Source organism: Allobosea sp. WAO, assembly GCF_001509835.1.
GTDB lineage: Bacteria > Pseudomonadota > Alphaproteobacteria > Rhizobiales > Beijerinckiaceae > Allobosea.
On sequence record NZ_JXTJ01000004.1, the window covers coordinates 1 to 13,870 of the forward strand.

General features: G+C 67.0%; 14 protein-coding genes. 7 read left to right on the forward strand and 7 right to left on the reverse strand.

Annotation, left to right across the window (positions count from 1 at the left end; all coding sequences use genetic code 11):
• Window positions 1-208 precede the first annotated feature (208 nt).
• Both DK26_RS04540 and DK26_RS29285 read left to right on the forward strand, forming a co-directional pair.
• Window positions 209-559 carry a hypothetical protein gene (locus DK26_RS04540; protein WP_066468831.1) on the forward strand — a complete coding sequence of 117 codons (351 nt, stop codon included), beginning with the start codon at window positions 209-211 and terminating at the stop codon, window positions 557-559.
• Window positions 560-691: 132 nt separating this feature from the next.
• Entirely contained in the window at window positions 692-979 is a 288-nt protein-coding gene (locus DK26_RS29285; protein ID WP_066468833.1) for a hypothetical protein, read from the forward strand.
• 90 nt (window positions 980-1,069) lie between these two features.
• Here the strand turns inward: DK26_RS29285 and DK26_RS04550 are convergent, their stop codons facing one another.
• Both DK26_RS04550 and DK26_RS29290 read right to left on the reverse strand, forming a co-directional pair.
• Complete coding sequence (locus tag DK26_RS04550) at window positions 1,070-2,230, reverse strand: glycerophosphodiester phosphodiesterase (RefSeq protein ID WP_066468835.1); 1,161 nt, start codon at window positions 2,228-2,230, stop codon at window positions 1,070-1,072.
• 122 nt (window positions 2,231-2,352) lie between these two features.
• Window positions 2,353-2,493: a hypothetical protein gene (locus DK26_RS29290; RefSeq protein ID WP_184231675.1), complete on the reverse strand. Its 141-nt coding sequence runs from the start codon at window positions 2,491-2,493 to the stop codon at window positions 2,353-2,355.
• 149 nt (window positions 2,494-2,642) lie between these two features.
• Between DK26_RS29290 and DK26_RS04555 the strand changes: the two genes are divergently transcribed.
• Window positions 2,643-3,941, forward strand: coding sequence for an RsmB/NOP family class I SAM-dependent RNA methyltransferase (locus DK26_RS04555; RefSeq protein ID WP_066468837.1), 1,299 nt, complete (start codon window positions 2,643-2,645; stop codon window positions 3,939-3,941).
• Between the two features lie 50 nt (window positions 3,942-3,991).
• Window positions 3,992-5,566, forward strand: a complete 1,575-nt coding sequence (guaA, locus tag DK26_RS04560) for a glutamine-hydrolyzing GMP synthase (protein WP_066468839.1) — start codon at window positions 3,992-3,994, stop codon at window positions 5,564-5,566.
• 118 nt (window positions 5,567-5,684) lie between these two features.
• On the opposite strand, the gene DK26_RS04565 is transcribed toward guaA, so the two are convergent.
• From DK26_RS04565 to DK26_RS04575, 3 genes are all read right to left on the reverse strand, one after another.
• Window positions 5,685-6,905, reverse strand: a complete 1,221-nt coding sequence (locus DK26_RS04565) for an NAD(P)/FAD-dependent oxidoreductase (RefSeq protein ID WP_066468840.1) — start codon at window positions 6,903-6,905, stop codon at window positions 5,685-5,687.
• A gap of 50 nt (window positions 6,906-6,955) precedes the next feature.
• Window positions 6,956-7,582: a TetR/AcrR family transcriptional regulator gene (locus DK26_RS04570; RefSeq protein ID WP_083532966.1), complete on the reverse strand. Its 627-nt coding sequence runs from the start codon at window positions 7,580-7,582 to the stop codon at window positions 6,956-6,958.
• A 331-nt stretch (window positions 7,583-7,913) separates the two neighbouring features.
• Window positions 7,914-9,401, reverse strand: a complete 1,488-nt coding sequence (locus DK26_RS04575) for a PLP-dependent aminotransferase family protein (protein WP_066468841.1) — start codon at window positions 9,399-9,401, stop codon at window positions 7,914-7,916.
• A gap of 114 nt (window positions 9,402-9,515) precedes the next feature.
• Between DK26_RS04575 and DK26_RS04580 the strand changes: the two genes are divergently transcribed.
• Entirely contained in the window at window positions 9,516-10,745 is a 1,230-nt protein-coding gene (locus tag DK26_RS04580; RefSeq protein ID WP_066468842.1) for a benzoate/H(+) symporter BenE family transporter, read from the forward strand.
• Window positions 10,746-10,750: 5 nt separating this feature from the next.
• Here DK26_RS04580 and DK26_RS04585 read toward each other — a convergent pair whose 3' ends face one another.
• Window positions 10,751-11,380: a PQQ-binding-like beta-propeller repeat protein gene (locus DK26_RS04585; protein WP_066468844.1), complete on the reverse strand. Its 630-nt coding sequence runs from the start codon at window positions 11,378-11,380 to the stop codon at window positions 10,751-10,753.
• A 57-nt stretch (window positions 11,381-11,437) separates the two neighbouring features.
• Window positions 11,438-12,658 (reverse strand): DNA-binding protein, encoded by a 1,221-nt coding sequence (locus DK26_RS04590; RefSeq protein ID WP_066468846.1) that lies wholly within the window; start codon window positions 12,656-12,658, stop codon window positions 11,438-11,440.
• A 119-nt stretch (window positions 12,659-12,777) separates the two neighbouring features.
• Here DK26_RS04590 and DK26_RS04595 point away from each other — a divergent pair, with 119 nt between their 5' ends.
• Window positions 12,778-13,557 (forward strand): DUF899 domain-containing protein, encoded by a 780-nt coding sequence (locus DK26_RS04595; RefSeq protein ID WP_066468847.1) that lies wholly within the window; start codon window positions 12,778-12,780, stop codon window positions 13,555-13,557.
• Window positions 13,558-13,564: 7 nt separating this feature from the next.
• Window positions 13,565-13,825, forward strand: a complete 261-nt coding sequence (locus tag DK26_RS04600; protein WP_066468848.1) for a hypothetical protein — start codon at window positions 13,565-13,567, stop codon at window positions 13,823-13,825.
• The last annotated feature ends 45 nt before the right edge of the window (window positions 13,826-13,870 follow it).

The following is a 13,870-nucleotide window of genomic DNA, read 5'->3' on the forward strand; positions in this document are numbered from 1 at the left end:
CTCAGCCAGATCCTGCACTGAGGTAGGCCTTTTCCGGCCTCGGGCCGGCCTTCGGGAACGGCGTCCGCTCAGGCGGGCGCCGTTTTCGTTTCGACACTCTTCTGGATCGGTCGCAGCCCGCGTTCACGATCGGTTCAAAAATTCCTGCCCATGGTCGCGCCAAGTCCGCGGCAGCCTCATCCGTTGCCGCCGTATCAGGAGAACGACCATGAAGCGCATCATCCCCGCCCTCGTCGCGGTTCTGCTCGCTGGCGGCGGCGCCTATGCCCAGAGCCTGAACATCGGGCCGGGCGGCATCACGGTCGACCCGCGCACCCCGCAGGAGCGCGCGATGGACCGCGAGATTCGCCGCGATGAGAGGGAGCGGGAGATCCGTCGCGAAGAGCGCGCCCGCGAGCGCGACGCCTATGAGCGTCGCCGTGAATGGGAACGCCGCCGCGAATGGGAGCGGCGTCGGGACTGGCGCGACGGTCGGCGCGGCGAGCGCTGCCGGACCATCACCACCACCGAGGAAACCCGCCGCGGGCCTGTGCGCCGGACGACCCGCATCTGCGATTGATCGGTCTTTCCCGACCACATCGGGCCGGCGCCGATTGCGCCGGCCTTTTTCGTTCCTCAGGCCGACGGGCTGCGCGTTCGGAACTTTTCGGCGATTTTCCCGTTATTTGCCCCGAAAGCGGAGGAAAACGTCATGAAACTTCTTCTCAGTACGCTCGCCGCCGGTCTGATGCTCGGCACTGTCGGCGCCAGCGCCCAGTCCGTGAACATCGGTCCCGGCGGCGTCACCGTCGATCCCCGCAGCCCGCGCGAGCGCGCGATCGACCGGGACATTCGCCGCGAGGAGCGCTGGCGCGAGCGTGACCGCTATGAGCGCCGCCGCGACTGGCGGGCCGAGCGCGGACGCGATTGCCGGACCGTGACCGAGACCCGCGAGACGCCGCGCGGCGAGGTCAGGCGCACCACCCGCGTCTGCGACTGACCACTGGACATTCCACAGCAGGGAATCGAAAGGCCCGTTCCGCAACAGCGGGACGGGCCTTGCTCTTGTCGGTCTGCTGTGCGGTGTCGGCTACTTCGCGTCGCGCGCCTTCACGGCCGTGCCCGGGAAATCGGAGAACAGCCCGTCGATGCCGAGCGCGAGGAACGCCTTGTACTCGGCAGCCGGATCCCCCTTGAAGTTGGAGGCGAGGCGCTTGGGCTCGCTGCGGAAGGTCCAGGTGTGGACGAACAGTCCGGCGGCGTGCGCGTCCTTGACGACATTGGTCGGCGCGATCAGCATCCGGTCCTGCTCGTCGATCTTGCCGTCGCCGTTCAGATCCTTCGGCTTGCCGTCGTCGCCGATCACCTGCTTGCCGGCCAGAATATAGGGCTTCCAGGGGCCGACACCGTCGGCATAGGTCTTGATCTCCTTCAGACCCTCGGCGGTGACGAGGTCCTTGAAGGTGCGTTTGTCACCGGTGACGACGAAATCATAGGGCTTGTCGAAGGGGGCGGCGAGCACGATGCCGCCGTCCTTGTCGACATCGTCGGCATCGACGAGCTGGACGAGGCGCAATTGCGTCTTGCCGCGCAGATATTTGAGATTGGCGGTCTCGAAGCTTTGGATGATCACCGGCGAGCTCTTCTCGGTCCAGCCGGCGGCCTTGAGCTGGTCGAGCATGCGATCCTCGAGCGGCAGGCCGATCGCGGCATGGAAGATCGGGTGCTTGGTCTCCGGATAGATGCCGATAGTGCGGCCGGTCCGGGCGCTCTCGGCCTTGGCGAGGTCGATCACCTGCTGCAGCGTCGGAATCTCGAACTTGCCGTTATGCGACTGGTCGCGATCGGCGAAGGCCTGCTTGGCCCGCAGGGTCTTGAGCTCGGCCAGGGTGAAGTCGCCGGCGAACCAGTCATTGGTGTCGACGCCGTCGACCTTCTTGATGGTCTTGCGCGCGGCGAATTCGGGCCGGGTCGAGACGTCGGTGGTGCCCGACAGCATCGGCTCGTGCCGCGCCACCAGCACTCCGTCCTTGGTCGCGACCAGGTCCGGCTCGATGAAGTCGGCGCCCTGTTCGATCGCAAGCTTATAGGCTTCCAGCGTGTGCTCGGGCAGGGTGCCGCTGGCACCGCGATGGGCGACGATCAGCGCCGGCTTGCCGTCGAGCGTCGGCGCCTGGGCGAGGGCGGCTGGCGCCGAGAGGGCGAGGGCGAATGTGGCCAGCAGCGAGGCCGAATGCAGCGAGGGCTTCATGACGATCCGATCCTTGGTCGCAAAATCAGGCGGCAAGCGTGGTCGGTCGATATGACAGCGCTTTGAAGGCGGCGCTCTTGTTGTTGGGGCGCCGGTTTCCGGCGCCCGCCTCGGCTCAATTCTCAGCGCCGGCCGCTTTCCAGCTTGGTCTTGGCATCGACCGGCTTGGCCGGCGGCGGGGTCAGGTCCTGCTGCTGGGTGGCGCAGGCGGCGAGCGAAAGGCAGAACAGGCCAGCGACGGCAAGGCGGGTGAGCTTGGACATTGACGACGGCCTCGAAGCTGGGTTGGCGTTGCGTAAGCTATTGTGTCGTCTTTCTGCTTGTGGAACGACGGCGTCAAGAGCCCCTAGCCCAGTTCAGAATCGGTCGAGATCGCGCGCGATCCGACAGGCATAATCCCAGGAAGCCGGACATGACTCCCGCCGCCCGCATCAGCGCCGCCATCGAGGTCCTGGCCGATCTGATCCAGCGCCGCCGGCCTGCCGCCGATGCCTTGAAGGATTGGGGGCTGGCCCGTCGTTTCGCGGGTTCCAAGGATCGCGCTGCCGTGGCCTCGCTGGTCTACGATGCCTTGCGGCGCCGGGCGTCCTCGGCCCACGCGCTCGGCGAGGAGACGCCGCGGGCGCTGGTGCTCGGCATGCTGGTCAGCCAGCGCGGGCTTCGGCCCGACGAGATCGCCGCCCTGTTCACCGGCCAGAACCATGCGCCCGCGCCTCTGACCGAGTTCGAGGTCGCCGGGCTCGCCACCTTCGATCTCTCGGCTGCGCCGGGCTGGGTTCGCGCCGACGTTCCCGAATGGCTCTGGCCCTCCTTCGTCGAGGCCTTCGCCGAGCACGCCATCGCCGAAGGCGAGGGGCTTGCGGCGCGCGCGCCCGTCGATATCCGCACCAACCGCCTGAAGACCGGGCGCGACGCGCTGCGCGCGGCCCTGTCGCATCTCCAGCCGGAAATGGGCGCCTGGTCGCCGGATGCGTTGCGCTTCCAGCCCGGCCCCGACGGGCGTGGACCGACGCTGCAGAGCGAGCCAGCCTTCTTCGCCGGCGAGTTCGAGATCCAGGACGAAGGCTCGCAGCTCGTCGCTGCCTTGGCCGGGGCGAGGCCGGGCGACAGCGTGATCGATCTTTGTGCCGGCGCCGGCGGCAAGACCCTGGCGCTCGCTGCCATGATGGGAAATGAGGGCCGCATCTTCGCGACCGATCTCGACAGTCGCCGGCTATCGCCGCTCCACGACCGGCTGACGCGCTCCGGCGCGAGCAATGTCGAGGTGCGCGTGCCGCGCAGCCGCGGCCATGACGCGCTCTCCGATCTCGCAGGCACGGCCGATCTCGTGCTGGTCGACGCTCCTTGCACGGGCTCAGGCACCTGGCGGCGCAATCCCGATGCGAAATGGCGCGTGCGCCCCGGCGCGCTCGCCGAGCGGATCAGGGAGCAGGCCGAGGTGCTGGACCGCGCGGCGGGGCTGGTCAGGTCGGGCGGGCGGATCGCCTACATCACCTGCTCGGTCCTGCCCGAGGAGAACGACGTCGCGGTCGAAGCCTTCCTGGAGCGCCATCCCGGTTTCGCCCTGGTTCCGATGCGTGACCTGTTGAGCGCCGGCGAGGTCGATTACGGCCTCCTCGCACGTTTCGCGACGCAGAGCGGGCTGCAATTGTCGCCGGCGCGAACCGGGACGGACGGGTTCTATCTGAGCTGCCTCGCGGCGCCGGGCTGAGCTGCGTCTGGGCCGTTGCGCGCTCGCCCGCGATGGCGTAACCGAGCGCGATGAGCGCCCAGCCCCAGAACCCCGTCCACGACTCCATCCTCATCATCGACTTCGGCAGTCAGGTGACGCAGCTGATCGCGCGTCGCGTGCGCGAGATCGGCGTCTATTGCGAGATCGCCCCGTTCCAGTCGGCTTCCGAGGCCTTCGCCCGGATGAAGCCGAAGGGCGTGATCTTCTCCGGCGGCCCCGCCTCGGTGCCGGACGCGAACTCGCCGCGTGCGCCGCAGGAGGTCTTCTCCTCTGGCCTGCCGGTCCTCGGCATCTGCTATGGGCAGCAGACCATGGCCCATCAGCTCGGTGGCAAGGTCGAGGGCGGCCATGCCGCCGAATTCGGCCGCGCCGATGTCGAGATCGTTACGCCGTCGGCCTTGTTCGAAGGCATCTGGGAGCAGGGCGGCCGCTACCCGGTCTGGATGAGCCATGGCGACCGCGTCACGCAGCTCCCCGCCGGCTTCACGGTCAAGGCGACCTCGGAGAACGCACCCTATGCGGTGGCGAGCGACGAGGACAGGCGCTTCTACTCGACCATGTTCCACCCCGAGGTGGTGCACACGCCGGATGGCGGCAAGCTGCTGCGCAACTTCGTCGTCGACATCTGCGGCTGCAAGCCCGACTGGAGCATGTCGGCCTATCGCGCCGAGATGCAGAAGAAGATCCGCGACCAGGTTGGCACCGGCCGGGTGATCTGCGGGCTCTCCGGCGGCGTCGACTCGGCCGTCGCGGCCGTGCTGATCCACGAGGCGATCGGCGACCAGCTGACCTGCGTCTTCGTCGACCACGGCCTGATGCGGATGAACGAGGCCGAAGAGGTCGTTCGTCTCTTCCGCGATCACTACAATATCCCGCTGGTTCATGTTGAAGCCGAAGAGCTTTTCCTCTCAGAACTCGCCAAATGCGGCTCCGACCCCGAGGCCAAGCGAAAGACGATCGGCCGGCTCTTCATCGATGTCTTCGACGCGGAGGCGGCCAAGCTCGGCGGCGCCGATTTCCTCGCCCAAGGCACGCTCTATCCTGACGTGATCGAGAGCGTCTCGTTCAGCGGCGGGCCTTCGGTGACGATCAAGAGCCACCACAATGTCGGCGGCCTGCCCGAGCGCATGAAGATGAAGCTCGTCGAGCCGCTGCGTGAGCTGTTCAAGGACGAGGTCCGCGTGCTCGGCCGCGAGCTCGGCCTGCCCGAGGCCTTCGTCGGCCGCCATCCCTTCCCGGGGCCGGGCCTCGCCATCCGCTGCCCCGGCGAGATCACCAAGGAGAAGCTCGACATTCTGCGCAAGGCGGATGCGATCTATCTCGAGGAGATCCGCAAGGCTGGGCTCTACGACGTGATCTGGCAGGCGTTCGCTGTGCTGCTGCCGGTGCGCACCGTCGGCGTGATGGGCGACTACCGCACCTACGATCATGTCTGCGCCCTGCGCGCCGTCACCTCGGTCGACGGCATGACCGCCGACTTCTACCCCTACGACATGGCCTTCCTCGGCCGCACCGCGACCCGCATCATCAACGAGGTCAAGGGCATCAACCGGGTGGTCTACGATGTGACGAGCAAGCCGCCCGGTACGATCGAGTGGGAATGATCCGGTAGCGTCGGGATAGGCTTTGCCTTTAGCTCGGCCTGCCGCATGAGGCATGCGCAACGTTCAATGGCATGCTCGTAGACCGCACTCGCCGACTGGCGAGTGCGAACTCGCCAGATCACCACGGGATCGGCGCACGAACACCTGTCGCGGCGAGATCAAGCCCTGTCCCGTCGAGGCCGCTCATCGCCAGGACATCGGCGCGCTGACGACTGGATGAGGCAAGTCGCGTCAGTCGAAGCGCCAGATTGACGATGATCTGGGACCCGGGCCAGCGCCCGAGCACACTCGTACTTTCATCCTGGCCCTGTTGCTGAAGCCTGTCGACCTGTGGTCGACGATCTTGTTCGAAGCGAGCCAGGGCAACGGAAATCTCCCCGTCCGGCTGTCCGGCCGCGATGTGGCTGGCAAGTGCCAGTGCGTCGACCAGGGCGCAGTTCGCGCCTTGGCCCAGGTTCGGGCTCATGGCATGCGCAGCATCGCCAATCAGGACCAAATTGCCGCAAGACCAGGCGTCACACCGCACGCTTCGGTGTTGCAGGCGCACCATGTCATCCCAACTGCTGTACTGTGATAAAGTGCGACGCATCGGGGGAAAGCGTCGGCATACATCGTCTCTCCAACCGGCGAACTCTCGGTCTGCCGCGCCGACGGCCGTTCGACTGGCTTCGCCCCAGAACCAGAACGTTACATCGCGCCCCATGGGCAGCATGCCGCAGGCCTCTGACCCGCTTAGATATTCTCCGTGGCAGTCGGCCTGAACCGAATACGGAACGACTCCTTGAACACTGCCTTCCACCACCGGCCAAAGATGAGTGGAGATTCCGGCCACCTTCCGTACCGCCGATTTGACGCCATCCGCGCCGACGATGAGATTGCCCGAAACCGATATGATTCCGTCTGCTGTTTCGCAGATCAGCGCTGACGCGGCCCGCCTCGTTTCGACGGCTTTTACTTTGCAGCCCAGGTGAGTTGTGACGCGCGCCCTGACACAGGCTTGCCAGAGAATGTCGTGCAGTCGGGCACGATGGATGCAGACCGGCCAGTACTGCGGAGGAAGGTGGACATTCACTTCGGTCGACGCCAGGCAGCGGCCGCTTGAATCGCGTAGCGCGAAGCGTGGTATTGCTGTTCCGAGGGCGCGAACCTGGTCGCCCAACCCGAGGGCGTCGAGCACCATCAGCCCGTTGGCTTGCAGCAGGATGCCCGCGCCCACAGGTGCAAAAGCGCGGACCCGTTCAACGATGGTGGCTTCGGCGCCGGCTTTTCGAAAGGCCAGCGCGGCTGCCAGGCCCGCTATGCCCCCACCGGCGATCGCAACTTCAAAGCGCCCTGGCATCGAAAATCCCTTCCGTGTTGGAAGCTACGGGAATTCGGTCGGGCTTCCGGTCAGTGGCCTCGCTCGTCTGCCGTACAGTCCGGCGCCGCAAGCATGCTCCGGAGCAGGTGATCGACGCCGCGAGCAAGCCGGCACTTGTCGATTTCCGGAGAAAGCACCGCGCGCCCGGCGATGCCGTCAAAGAGGGCGATCAGCAGGAACACCACGGTATCCGGGTCGAGCTCGGGGGCCACATGGCCGGCCATCTGTCCTCTCTGCAACGCGGCCGATAGTTGCTCACGCAGCTCCGTCTCGTTCTGCTCGAATGCCGCCTTGACCGCCGGGTTGCGGGTGGCTTCGGCCGCGACTTCGAGGGACAGGCGCCCATAGTTTTCGTCAGTCAGGCCGTTGACCAACTCTGGAACGGCATCCGCAAGCGCGGAGACGATGTTCGGCGATGCGTTGAGATGGGAAACGAGCTTTGCCGCTTCGGCGCGCTCTTCTTCGGCGAAGGCCACGATGATGGATTCCTTGGTCGGGAAGTAGCGGTAGAGTGCTCCGGCGCTCATCCCCGAGGCCTCGCAGATCTCCTGCATCGTGGTCTGATGAATGCCCTTGCGGGCGAAGCCATCGGCAGCCGCGCGGAGAACCTGCTGCCTGCGATGCTTGTGCAACTCGTCATTGCGCGTCCGGGCCATGATGTCCTCTACATAATGCGGTTGACCGTTCTCTTTTATGAAAGGGCACAGCGCGAGTCTATAAATAATAGAATGGCCATCCGCATTATTTATGCCAGTGGCGTACCGTTTTGCCTGGCTGCAAGCAGGTCGGACATCGCAGGCGGACTATGCCAAGTGGAGACGGCGTGAATTGCATGGCGCAGCCGGACGGTGGCGAGGCTCCGGCGCCGTTCGTCTTGGGGCATTGGAAGTCGGGGGCCCCGCGGACGCAATGTGGCAAACTGGCGGGAATGATCCGGCGCCAGAGCGGCGTCGCGGAGCGGCCGGCGGCCGGTGGCGATCTGCCGCTTCAAGGTATTGCCGCCCGAAGAGCGTGCGCCAGCTTGCCGACAGCGAGCTCGATTTCGTTCGGCGTATAGGCGGCAAAGCCCATCAGGAAGCCGGGCTTGCCCGCCCTCGAAGCGTAGAGCGACGACAGGCCCAGAAGCTCGATCCCTGCGCGTCGCGCCGCGTCGATGGCGGTGGTTTCCGCTAGGTTTCCGGTCAGCTCGCAGGGCATCTGCAGCCCGCCGGCCGGCACCTGGGCCTCGGTGATGCCCGAAAGGTGCTTGTCGACGAGGCCGGCCAGCAGGCCGAGGCGCTCGGCATAGATGCTGCGCATGGCGCGGACATGCGCGCCGAAATGCCCGCCTTCCATGAACCGGGCGAGCGTCATTTGGGCCAACGGCGCCGAATGCCCGTCGAGCAGAGTGCGCGCCACCGTCATCGGCGCGACCAACTGGGGCGGCAGCACGACATAGCCGATCCGCAGGCCCGGAAAGAGCGATTTGGTGAAGGTGCCGATATAGATGGTCCGCTCATGCGGATCGAGCCCCTGCACGCAGGCGGTCGGCTTTCCCGCGTAGTGGAATTCGCTGTCGTAATCGTCCTCGATGATCCAGGCCTGATGGCGGGCGGCCCATTCGATCAGCGCCAGGCGGCGGTCGAGCGACAGCGTCGCGCCGGTGGGAAACTGGTGCGAGGGCGTGAGGAACACGGCCCTGGCCCGGCGCGGCTCTGAGACGATCTGCTCGACCAGCAGGCCTTGGTGATTCAGTTGGATCGGGACGCAATCCAGTCCCGCCGCATCGAACGCTTTGCGCGCGCCGTAATAGGCGGGGTCCTCGATGAAAATGCGCTCGCCGGCGTCGAGCAGCACGCTCGCGCACAGTGCCAGCGCCTGCTGCGAGCTGGTCAGGATCAGAACCCGGTCGGGCGTGGCATGGGCGCCGCGCTCGAGGTTCACATAGTCGGCGATCGCCCGGCGCAGCGGCTCGACGCCTTGCGGGTCGCCATGAAGCAAGGCTGTCGTGCCGGCCTCCTTCAACACCTGCCGCTCCAGCCGCTCCCAGAGCCGCAGCGGAAAGCCGCGCGTCTCCGGCATGCCCGGCGCGAAGGGCCGCGGCGACAGAAGCTCGCGAACGCCGCCGCTGCGGAACATCGCCTCACCGCGCCGGCTGAGGTTTGGCGACTGGCTGCGAAAGGCAGTGTCACGCAAGGCGTGACGACGACTGGGCGCCAGCTCCGTCGCCTCCGCCACGAAGCTGCCGCTGCCGACGTGCCGCTCGATGAAGCCTTCGGCATGGAGCTGTGCATAGGCAGCTTCGACCGTGTCGCGCGACAGGCCGAGCGATTTCGCGAGGGCGCGCGAGGCCGGCAGCGGCTTCCCGCGCCCGAGGGCGCCGTCGAGGATGAGCTGGCGGATCGCACGCTGGATCCTGGCATGCAGCGGCAGCGCGGCGTGGGCAGGATGGGCCAGCCACGCCTTCACGGTTTCAAGTTGCGAATGCTTGAACAAATGGTCTGAGCCCCTGCTGGGAAGTGGCTGGGATTGTCAGACCATTGATCGGCTAGTTGTCAACGCGCCCCGCAGCGCCTGCGTCCCGAACCTCCCGGAAGACCTGTCACGATCATGCCGCCCGCTTCCACACCGTCCATCCGCCTGAACGATCTCGCGCATCCCGTCGTCGCGGGGCTGATCTCGGTGATCGTCAACTATGGCGGCACCTTCATCCTGGTCTTCCAGGCTGCCAAGGTCGCCGGCCTCAGCCCGGAGCTGACCGCCTCCTGGGTCTGGTCGGTTTCGATCGGCGTCGGGCTGACCGGGCTCTTCCTGAGCTGGCGCTATCGCGAGCCGATCATCACCGCATGGTCGACTCCGGCGGCGGCCTTCCTCGTCACCGCTCTCGCGACGACACCCTATGCCGAGGCGGTCGGCGCCTACATGATCTCCGCGGCGGCCTTCGTCGCGCTTGGTCTGTCGGGCTGGTTCGACAAGGTCATCCGGCTGATCCCGCCGGGTATCGCCTCGGGCCTGCTGGCCGGCATCCTGCTGCAATTCGGCATCGGCGCCTTCGGCGGCGCGAGCGTCGATCCGCTGCTGGTCGGCCTGTTGATCCTCGCCTATCTCGCCTTGAAGCGCTGGTCGCCGCGCTATGCCGTGGTCGGCATCCTCGTGCTCGGCCTCGTCTTCCTGCTGGCGCAGGGCAGGGTGGACTTGTCGGGCCTGCGGCTTCAGTTCGCGGCGCCTGTCTTCACCATGCCGGAGTTCTCCCTGAACGCGCTGCTCAGCGTCGCGCTGCCGCTGTTCCTGATCACCCTGACCGGCCAGTACATGCCGGGAATGCTGGTGCTGCGGAATGACGGGTTCAGGACCAGCGCCAGTCCGATCGTCACCGTGACCGGCTTCGGCTCACTGCTGATGGCGCCTTTCGGATCCCACGCCTTCAACCTCGCGGCGATCACGGCGGCGATCGCCACCGGCAAGGAGGCGCATGAGGACCCGGCGCGGCGCTGGATCGCCGGCATCGCGGCCGGCATCGCCTACATCCTCGTCGGAGTGTTCGGGGTGACGCTCGCGGCGGTGTTCATGGCCTTCCCCGCGACCTTCATCACGACGCTCGCCGGCCTTGCTTTGCTCGGCACGATCGGCGGTAGCCTTGCCGGCGCTCTGACGGAGCCAGCCTCCCGCGAGGCGGCGCTGATCACCTTCCTGGCCTCGGCTGCGAACATCCAGCTGCTCGGCATCGGCGGAGCGTTCTGGGGATTGCTGATCGGCCTCGTTGCGCACCTCATCCTGAACGGTCGTCTGCCGCGGCGTATGCGTGCCGAAACCCTCACAGGGCAGGGCGCAGGGAAATGATGACTCTAGCGCGGTCGCCGTACCGCCCTGAGCACGCCGCTCTTGCCGCCGCCGCAGTAGAAGCGGTCGCCGCCATCGGCCTCGAGGCCCGAGACACCGGTGCCGGCCGGCATGTCGAGGCGCTCGAGCACCGTCCCGGTTTGCGGATCGACGTGCCTGAGCTCGCTCTCGTCATTCTCCCAGGTGCCATGCCAGAGCTCGCCATGGCTCCAGGTGACGCCCGTGACGAAGCGGTTCGACTCGATGGTGCGCAGGATCGCGCCGGTTTCGGGGTCGATCTGGTGGATCTTGCGGTCGCGATGCTGGCCGACCCAGAGCGTGCCTTCCGCCCAGGCGAGCCCGGAATTGCCACTGCCCGGCGCCGGAATCGTATTCAGAACCGTGCCTGTCTGCGGGTCGATCTTCTGGATGCGGTCTTCGGCGATCTGGAACAGGTGTCTGCCATCGAAGGCGGTGCCGGCATCGGCGGTGACGTCGAGCGAGCGTTCCGTCTTGCCGCTCTCGGGATCGAGCGCGTTCAGCCTGCCGTCGGTCGCGAACCAGACGTGCCGGCCGTCATAGGAGACGCCGTGGACGCCATCGACGCCGGGGAAGGGGCCGTATTCGCGGATGATCTCGGCTGCTGATCGTTTCATGGCGCATCTCCGGAACGGGTTCGGTTGAGGCTTGCGACCTTGCTGTCGAGCGCAGTTCTAGCTGCCTGGGAAAGACGCCGGGAGTAACAAGACTGTCGGGAACCCCGGTACGGGCGGAGTCACCCAGCGCCGCGCCGGTCCGCGCCCAAAGAACTGGACCCGGCCTACCACGGCGAGCGCGTCGAGGGCGCGTTGCACGCTGCGCGAACTCGTCCCGAGTGCGAGCGCGAGCCCCGAGCTCGACCAGGCCTCGCCATCCGCGAGCAGGGCGAGCAGCGCCGCATGCCGTTCCTCGACGGGTGGGGCGAGAACCACGATCTCGGCGCCGCGGCGAGGACGCATGGCGAAGCCGTCGGCCGTCGCGTGGATCTCGGCGATGTCCCTGAGCTCGGCGCGCAGCCGCCCGATCTCGACCCGTAGCCGGGCGCGATGCGATTCATCGGCCTCTCTCGCGCGGAACGACCGCGCGACGAGAACGTTGCGCGACAGGTCGCCGGGCCAGGCCTCGGCAAGGGCGCGAGCGAGCGAAAACAGCACCGGCCGCGTCGCGAGCGAGACTGTCGCAGCCATGCTCCGCACGCTGTTTCGGCAGGCGTCGACGATCAGCGCTCCCGTTGCGGGAAGCCGCTCGACCTCCTCCAATAGGAGCAGCCTGGTCTCGCCTCGCGCGATCAGGCGGGCGGCCGGCGTGCGCAGCAGGGCCGCGGCGCTTTCGACCTCGGCTATAAGGGCGTCGATGCCGGACTGGCGGGCGGCGCGTTCGGCCTGCGCCACTGCGTCGTGGGCGATCTGCGTCCGCAGCCGCCTGATCGCGATACCGGCGATGACGAGCGCGTGTGCAGCCTGCAGGGCCGGCGGGAACGGGCTCGCGTCGATCTCGCTGAGCGCCTGTTCTGCTTCGTCGAGCTGGCCGATCAGGAGCAGACGGCGAACCGCGAGATGCCGGGCATGGGCGGCATTCAGGCGATCGCCATGCTGCTCCAGCACTGTCCTTGCCGACACGAGCGTCTTCGCCGGCCAGCCGAGATCGCGCGAGACCAGGGCGATCTCGGCTTCGGCGACGATGCATCTCGCGCGGGAAACGGCCTCTCTCGGCCCAAAGCCGCGCGCTGCCTTCTGCAGCAAGGCTTTGGCGCGGGCAAAGTCGCCGAGCCGGGCCATGGCGATGCCGCGCAGGGCCAGTGCCGGCGGGTCTTCGCGCAGCGCGACGCGGTTCAGCACTCCGAGCAGATCGCCCGCCGCCAGCGCACGCGCCGCGGCCGTGATCATCGAGTCCATTCAGATCCCGCCAAACTTGTCACTCCCACCGTCTCACGGCCGGCGACTACCAACAAGGCGACGCCGCACCGCCACGAAAACCTGCGGCGATGGACAGGCGACGACAGGAGACAAGACCGATGACGATGCATCAGACCGGTTCCCGCGACGAATGGCTCTCAGCGCGCATCGCGCTGCTCGAGAAGGAGAAGGAGCTGACGCGGCTCAGCGACGAGCTCGCCCGGCAGCGCCAGCAACTGCCCTGGGTCCGTATCGACAAGGCGTTCCGCTTCGAGACCGAGGAAGGCCCGGCCTCGCTGGCCGATCTGTTCCGCGGGCGCTCGCAGCTCCTTGTCTACCACTTCATGTTCGGGCCCGATTACAAGGCGGGCTGCCCGTCCTGCTCGGCGATCGCCGACGGCTTCAACGGCATCACGATGCATCTCGCCAACCACGACGTGACGCTTATGGCGGTGTCGCGGGCGCCGCTGTCCAGGCTCCTCGCCTACAGGGAGCGCATGGGCTGGGGCTTCCCCTGGGCCTCGTGCTCGGACGGCGCCTTCAATTTCGACTTCAACGTCTCTTTCACCGAGCAGCAGCAGCGCGACGGTGCGATCGAGTATAATTTCCAGCGCGAGCCGGCCTTCGTATGGCGTTCGCGTCTGGAGGGCGACAGCGCCTCGGTCACGGAGCGCTTCGCCGCCACGACTGGCACCGATGTTGCGAGCTATACTCGCGAGCGGCCGGGAGTGAGCGCCTTCGTCATCGAGGATGGCGTCGTCTATCACACCTATTCGACCTATGCGCGCGGCGTCGACGGCATCTGGAGCATGTATCCCTGGCTCGATCGGGCTCCCAAGGGCCGCAACGAGGCGAGCGGTCCGTGGTGGCGTCGCCATGACGAATACGGCCAGAGCTGAGACGGCCATGGCGAGCCATTCCGATTTCGCCGGTGTTGCATCTCTCCGTGCGGCGGACTGGCTGGCCTTGGTCGCTGCGCCGACCTTCGCCCTCATGGGCGTGCTCACTCTGGTCTTCGAGAACGACGCGCCGACGGTCCTTTGCGCGAGCATGCCGGACGCCGCGCCGATGAACGGCATGGCCGCGATGTATCTGCTGATGGGCGTCTTTCATCTGGCGCCCTGGCTCAGGCTGGCCGCTGGTCTGAGCTCAAGCAGCTCGGCCTGATGCCGGCAGCAAGGCGGGCGCGCTCGCCTTGCTGAAAATTCGCCA

Excerpts from the sequence above, each read along its gene's own strand:
- DK26_RS04540 (WP_066468831.1), top strand. The coding sequence starts at position 209 with ATGAAGCGCATCATCCCCGCCCTCGTCGCGGTTCTGCTCGCTGGCGGC.
- DK26_RS29285 (WP_066468833.1), top strand. The coding sequence starts at position 692 with ATGAAACTTCTTCTCAGTACGCTCGCCGCCGGTCTGATGCTCGGCACT.
- DK26_RS04550 (WP_066468835.1), bottom strand. The coding sequence starts at position 2,230 with ATGAAGCCCTCGCTGCATTCGGCCTCGCTGCTGGCCACATTCGCCCTC.
- DK26_RS29290 (WP_184231675.1), bottom strand. The coding sequence starts at position 2,493 with ATGTCCAAGCTCACCCGCCTTGCCGTCGCTGGCCTGTTCTGCCTTTCG.
- DK26_RS04555 (WP_066468837.1), top strand. The coding sequence starts at position 2,643 with ATGACTCCCGCCGCCCGCATCAGCGCCGCCATCGAGGTCCTGGCCGAT.
- guaA (WP_066468839.1), top strand. The coding sequence starts at position 3,992 with ATGAGCGCCCAGCCCCAGAACCCCGTCCACGACTCCATCCTCATCATC.
- DK26_RS04565 (WP_066468840.1), bottom strand. The coding sequence starts at position 6,905 with ATGCCAGGGCGCTTTGAAGTTGCGATCGCCGGTGGGGGCATAGCGGGC.
- DK26_RS04570 (WP_083532966.1), bottom strand. The coding sequence starts at position 7,582 with ATGGCCCGGACGCGCAATGACGAGTTGCACAAGCATCGCAGGCAGCAG.
- DK26_RS04580 (WP_066468842.1), top strand. The coding sequence starts at position 9,516 with ATGCCGCCCGCTTCCACACCGTCCATCCGCCTGAACGATCTCGCGCAT.
- DK26_RS04585 (WP_066468844.1), bottom strand. The coding sequence starts at position 11,380 with ATGAAACGATCAGCAGCCGAGATCATCCGCGAATACGGCCCCTTCCCC.
- DK26_RS04590 (WP_066468846.1), bottom strand. The coding sequence starts at position 12,658 with ATGGACTCGATGATCACGGCCGCGGCGCGTGCGCTGGCGGCGGGCGAT.
- DK26_RS04595 (WP_066468847.1), top strand. The coding sequence starts at position 12,778 with ATGACGATGCATCAGACCGGTTCCCGCGACGAATGGCTCTCAGCGCGC.
- DK26_RS04600 (WP_066468848.1), top strand. The coding sequence starts at position 13,565 with ATGGCGAGCCATTCCGATTTCGCCGGTGTTGCATCTCTCCGTGCGGCG.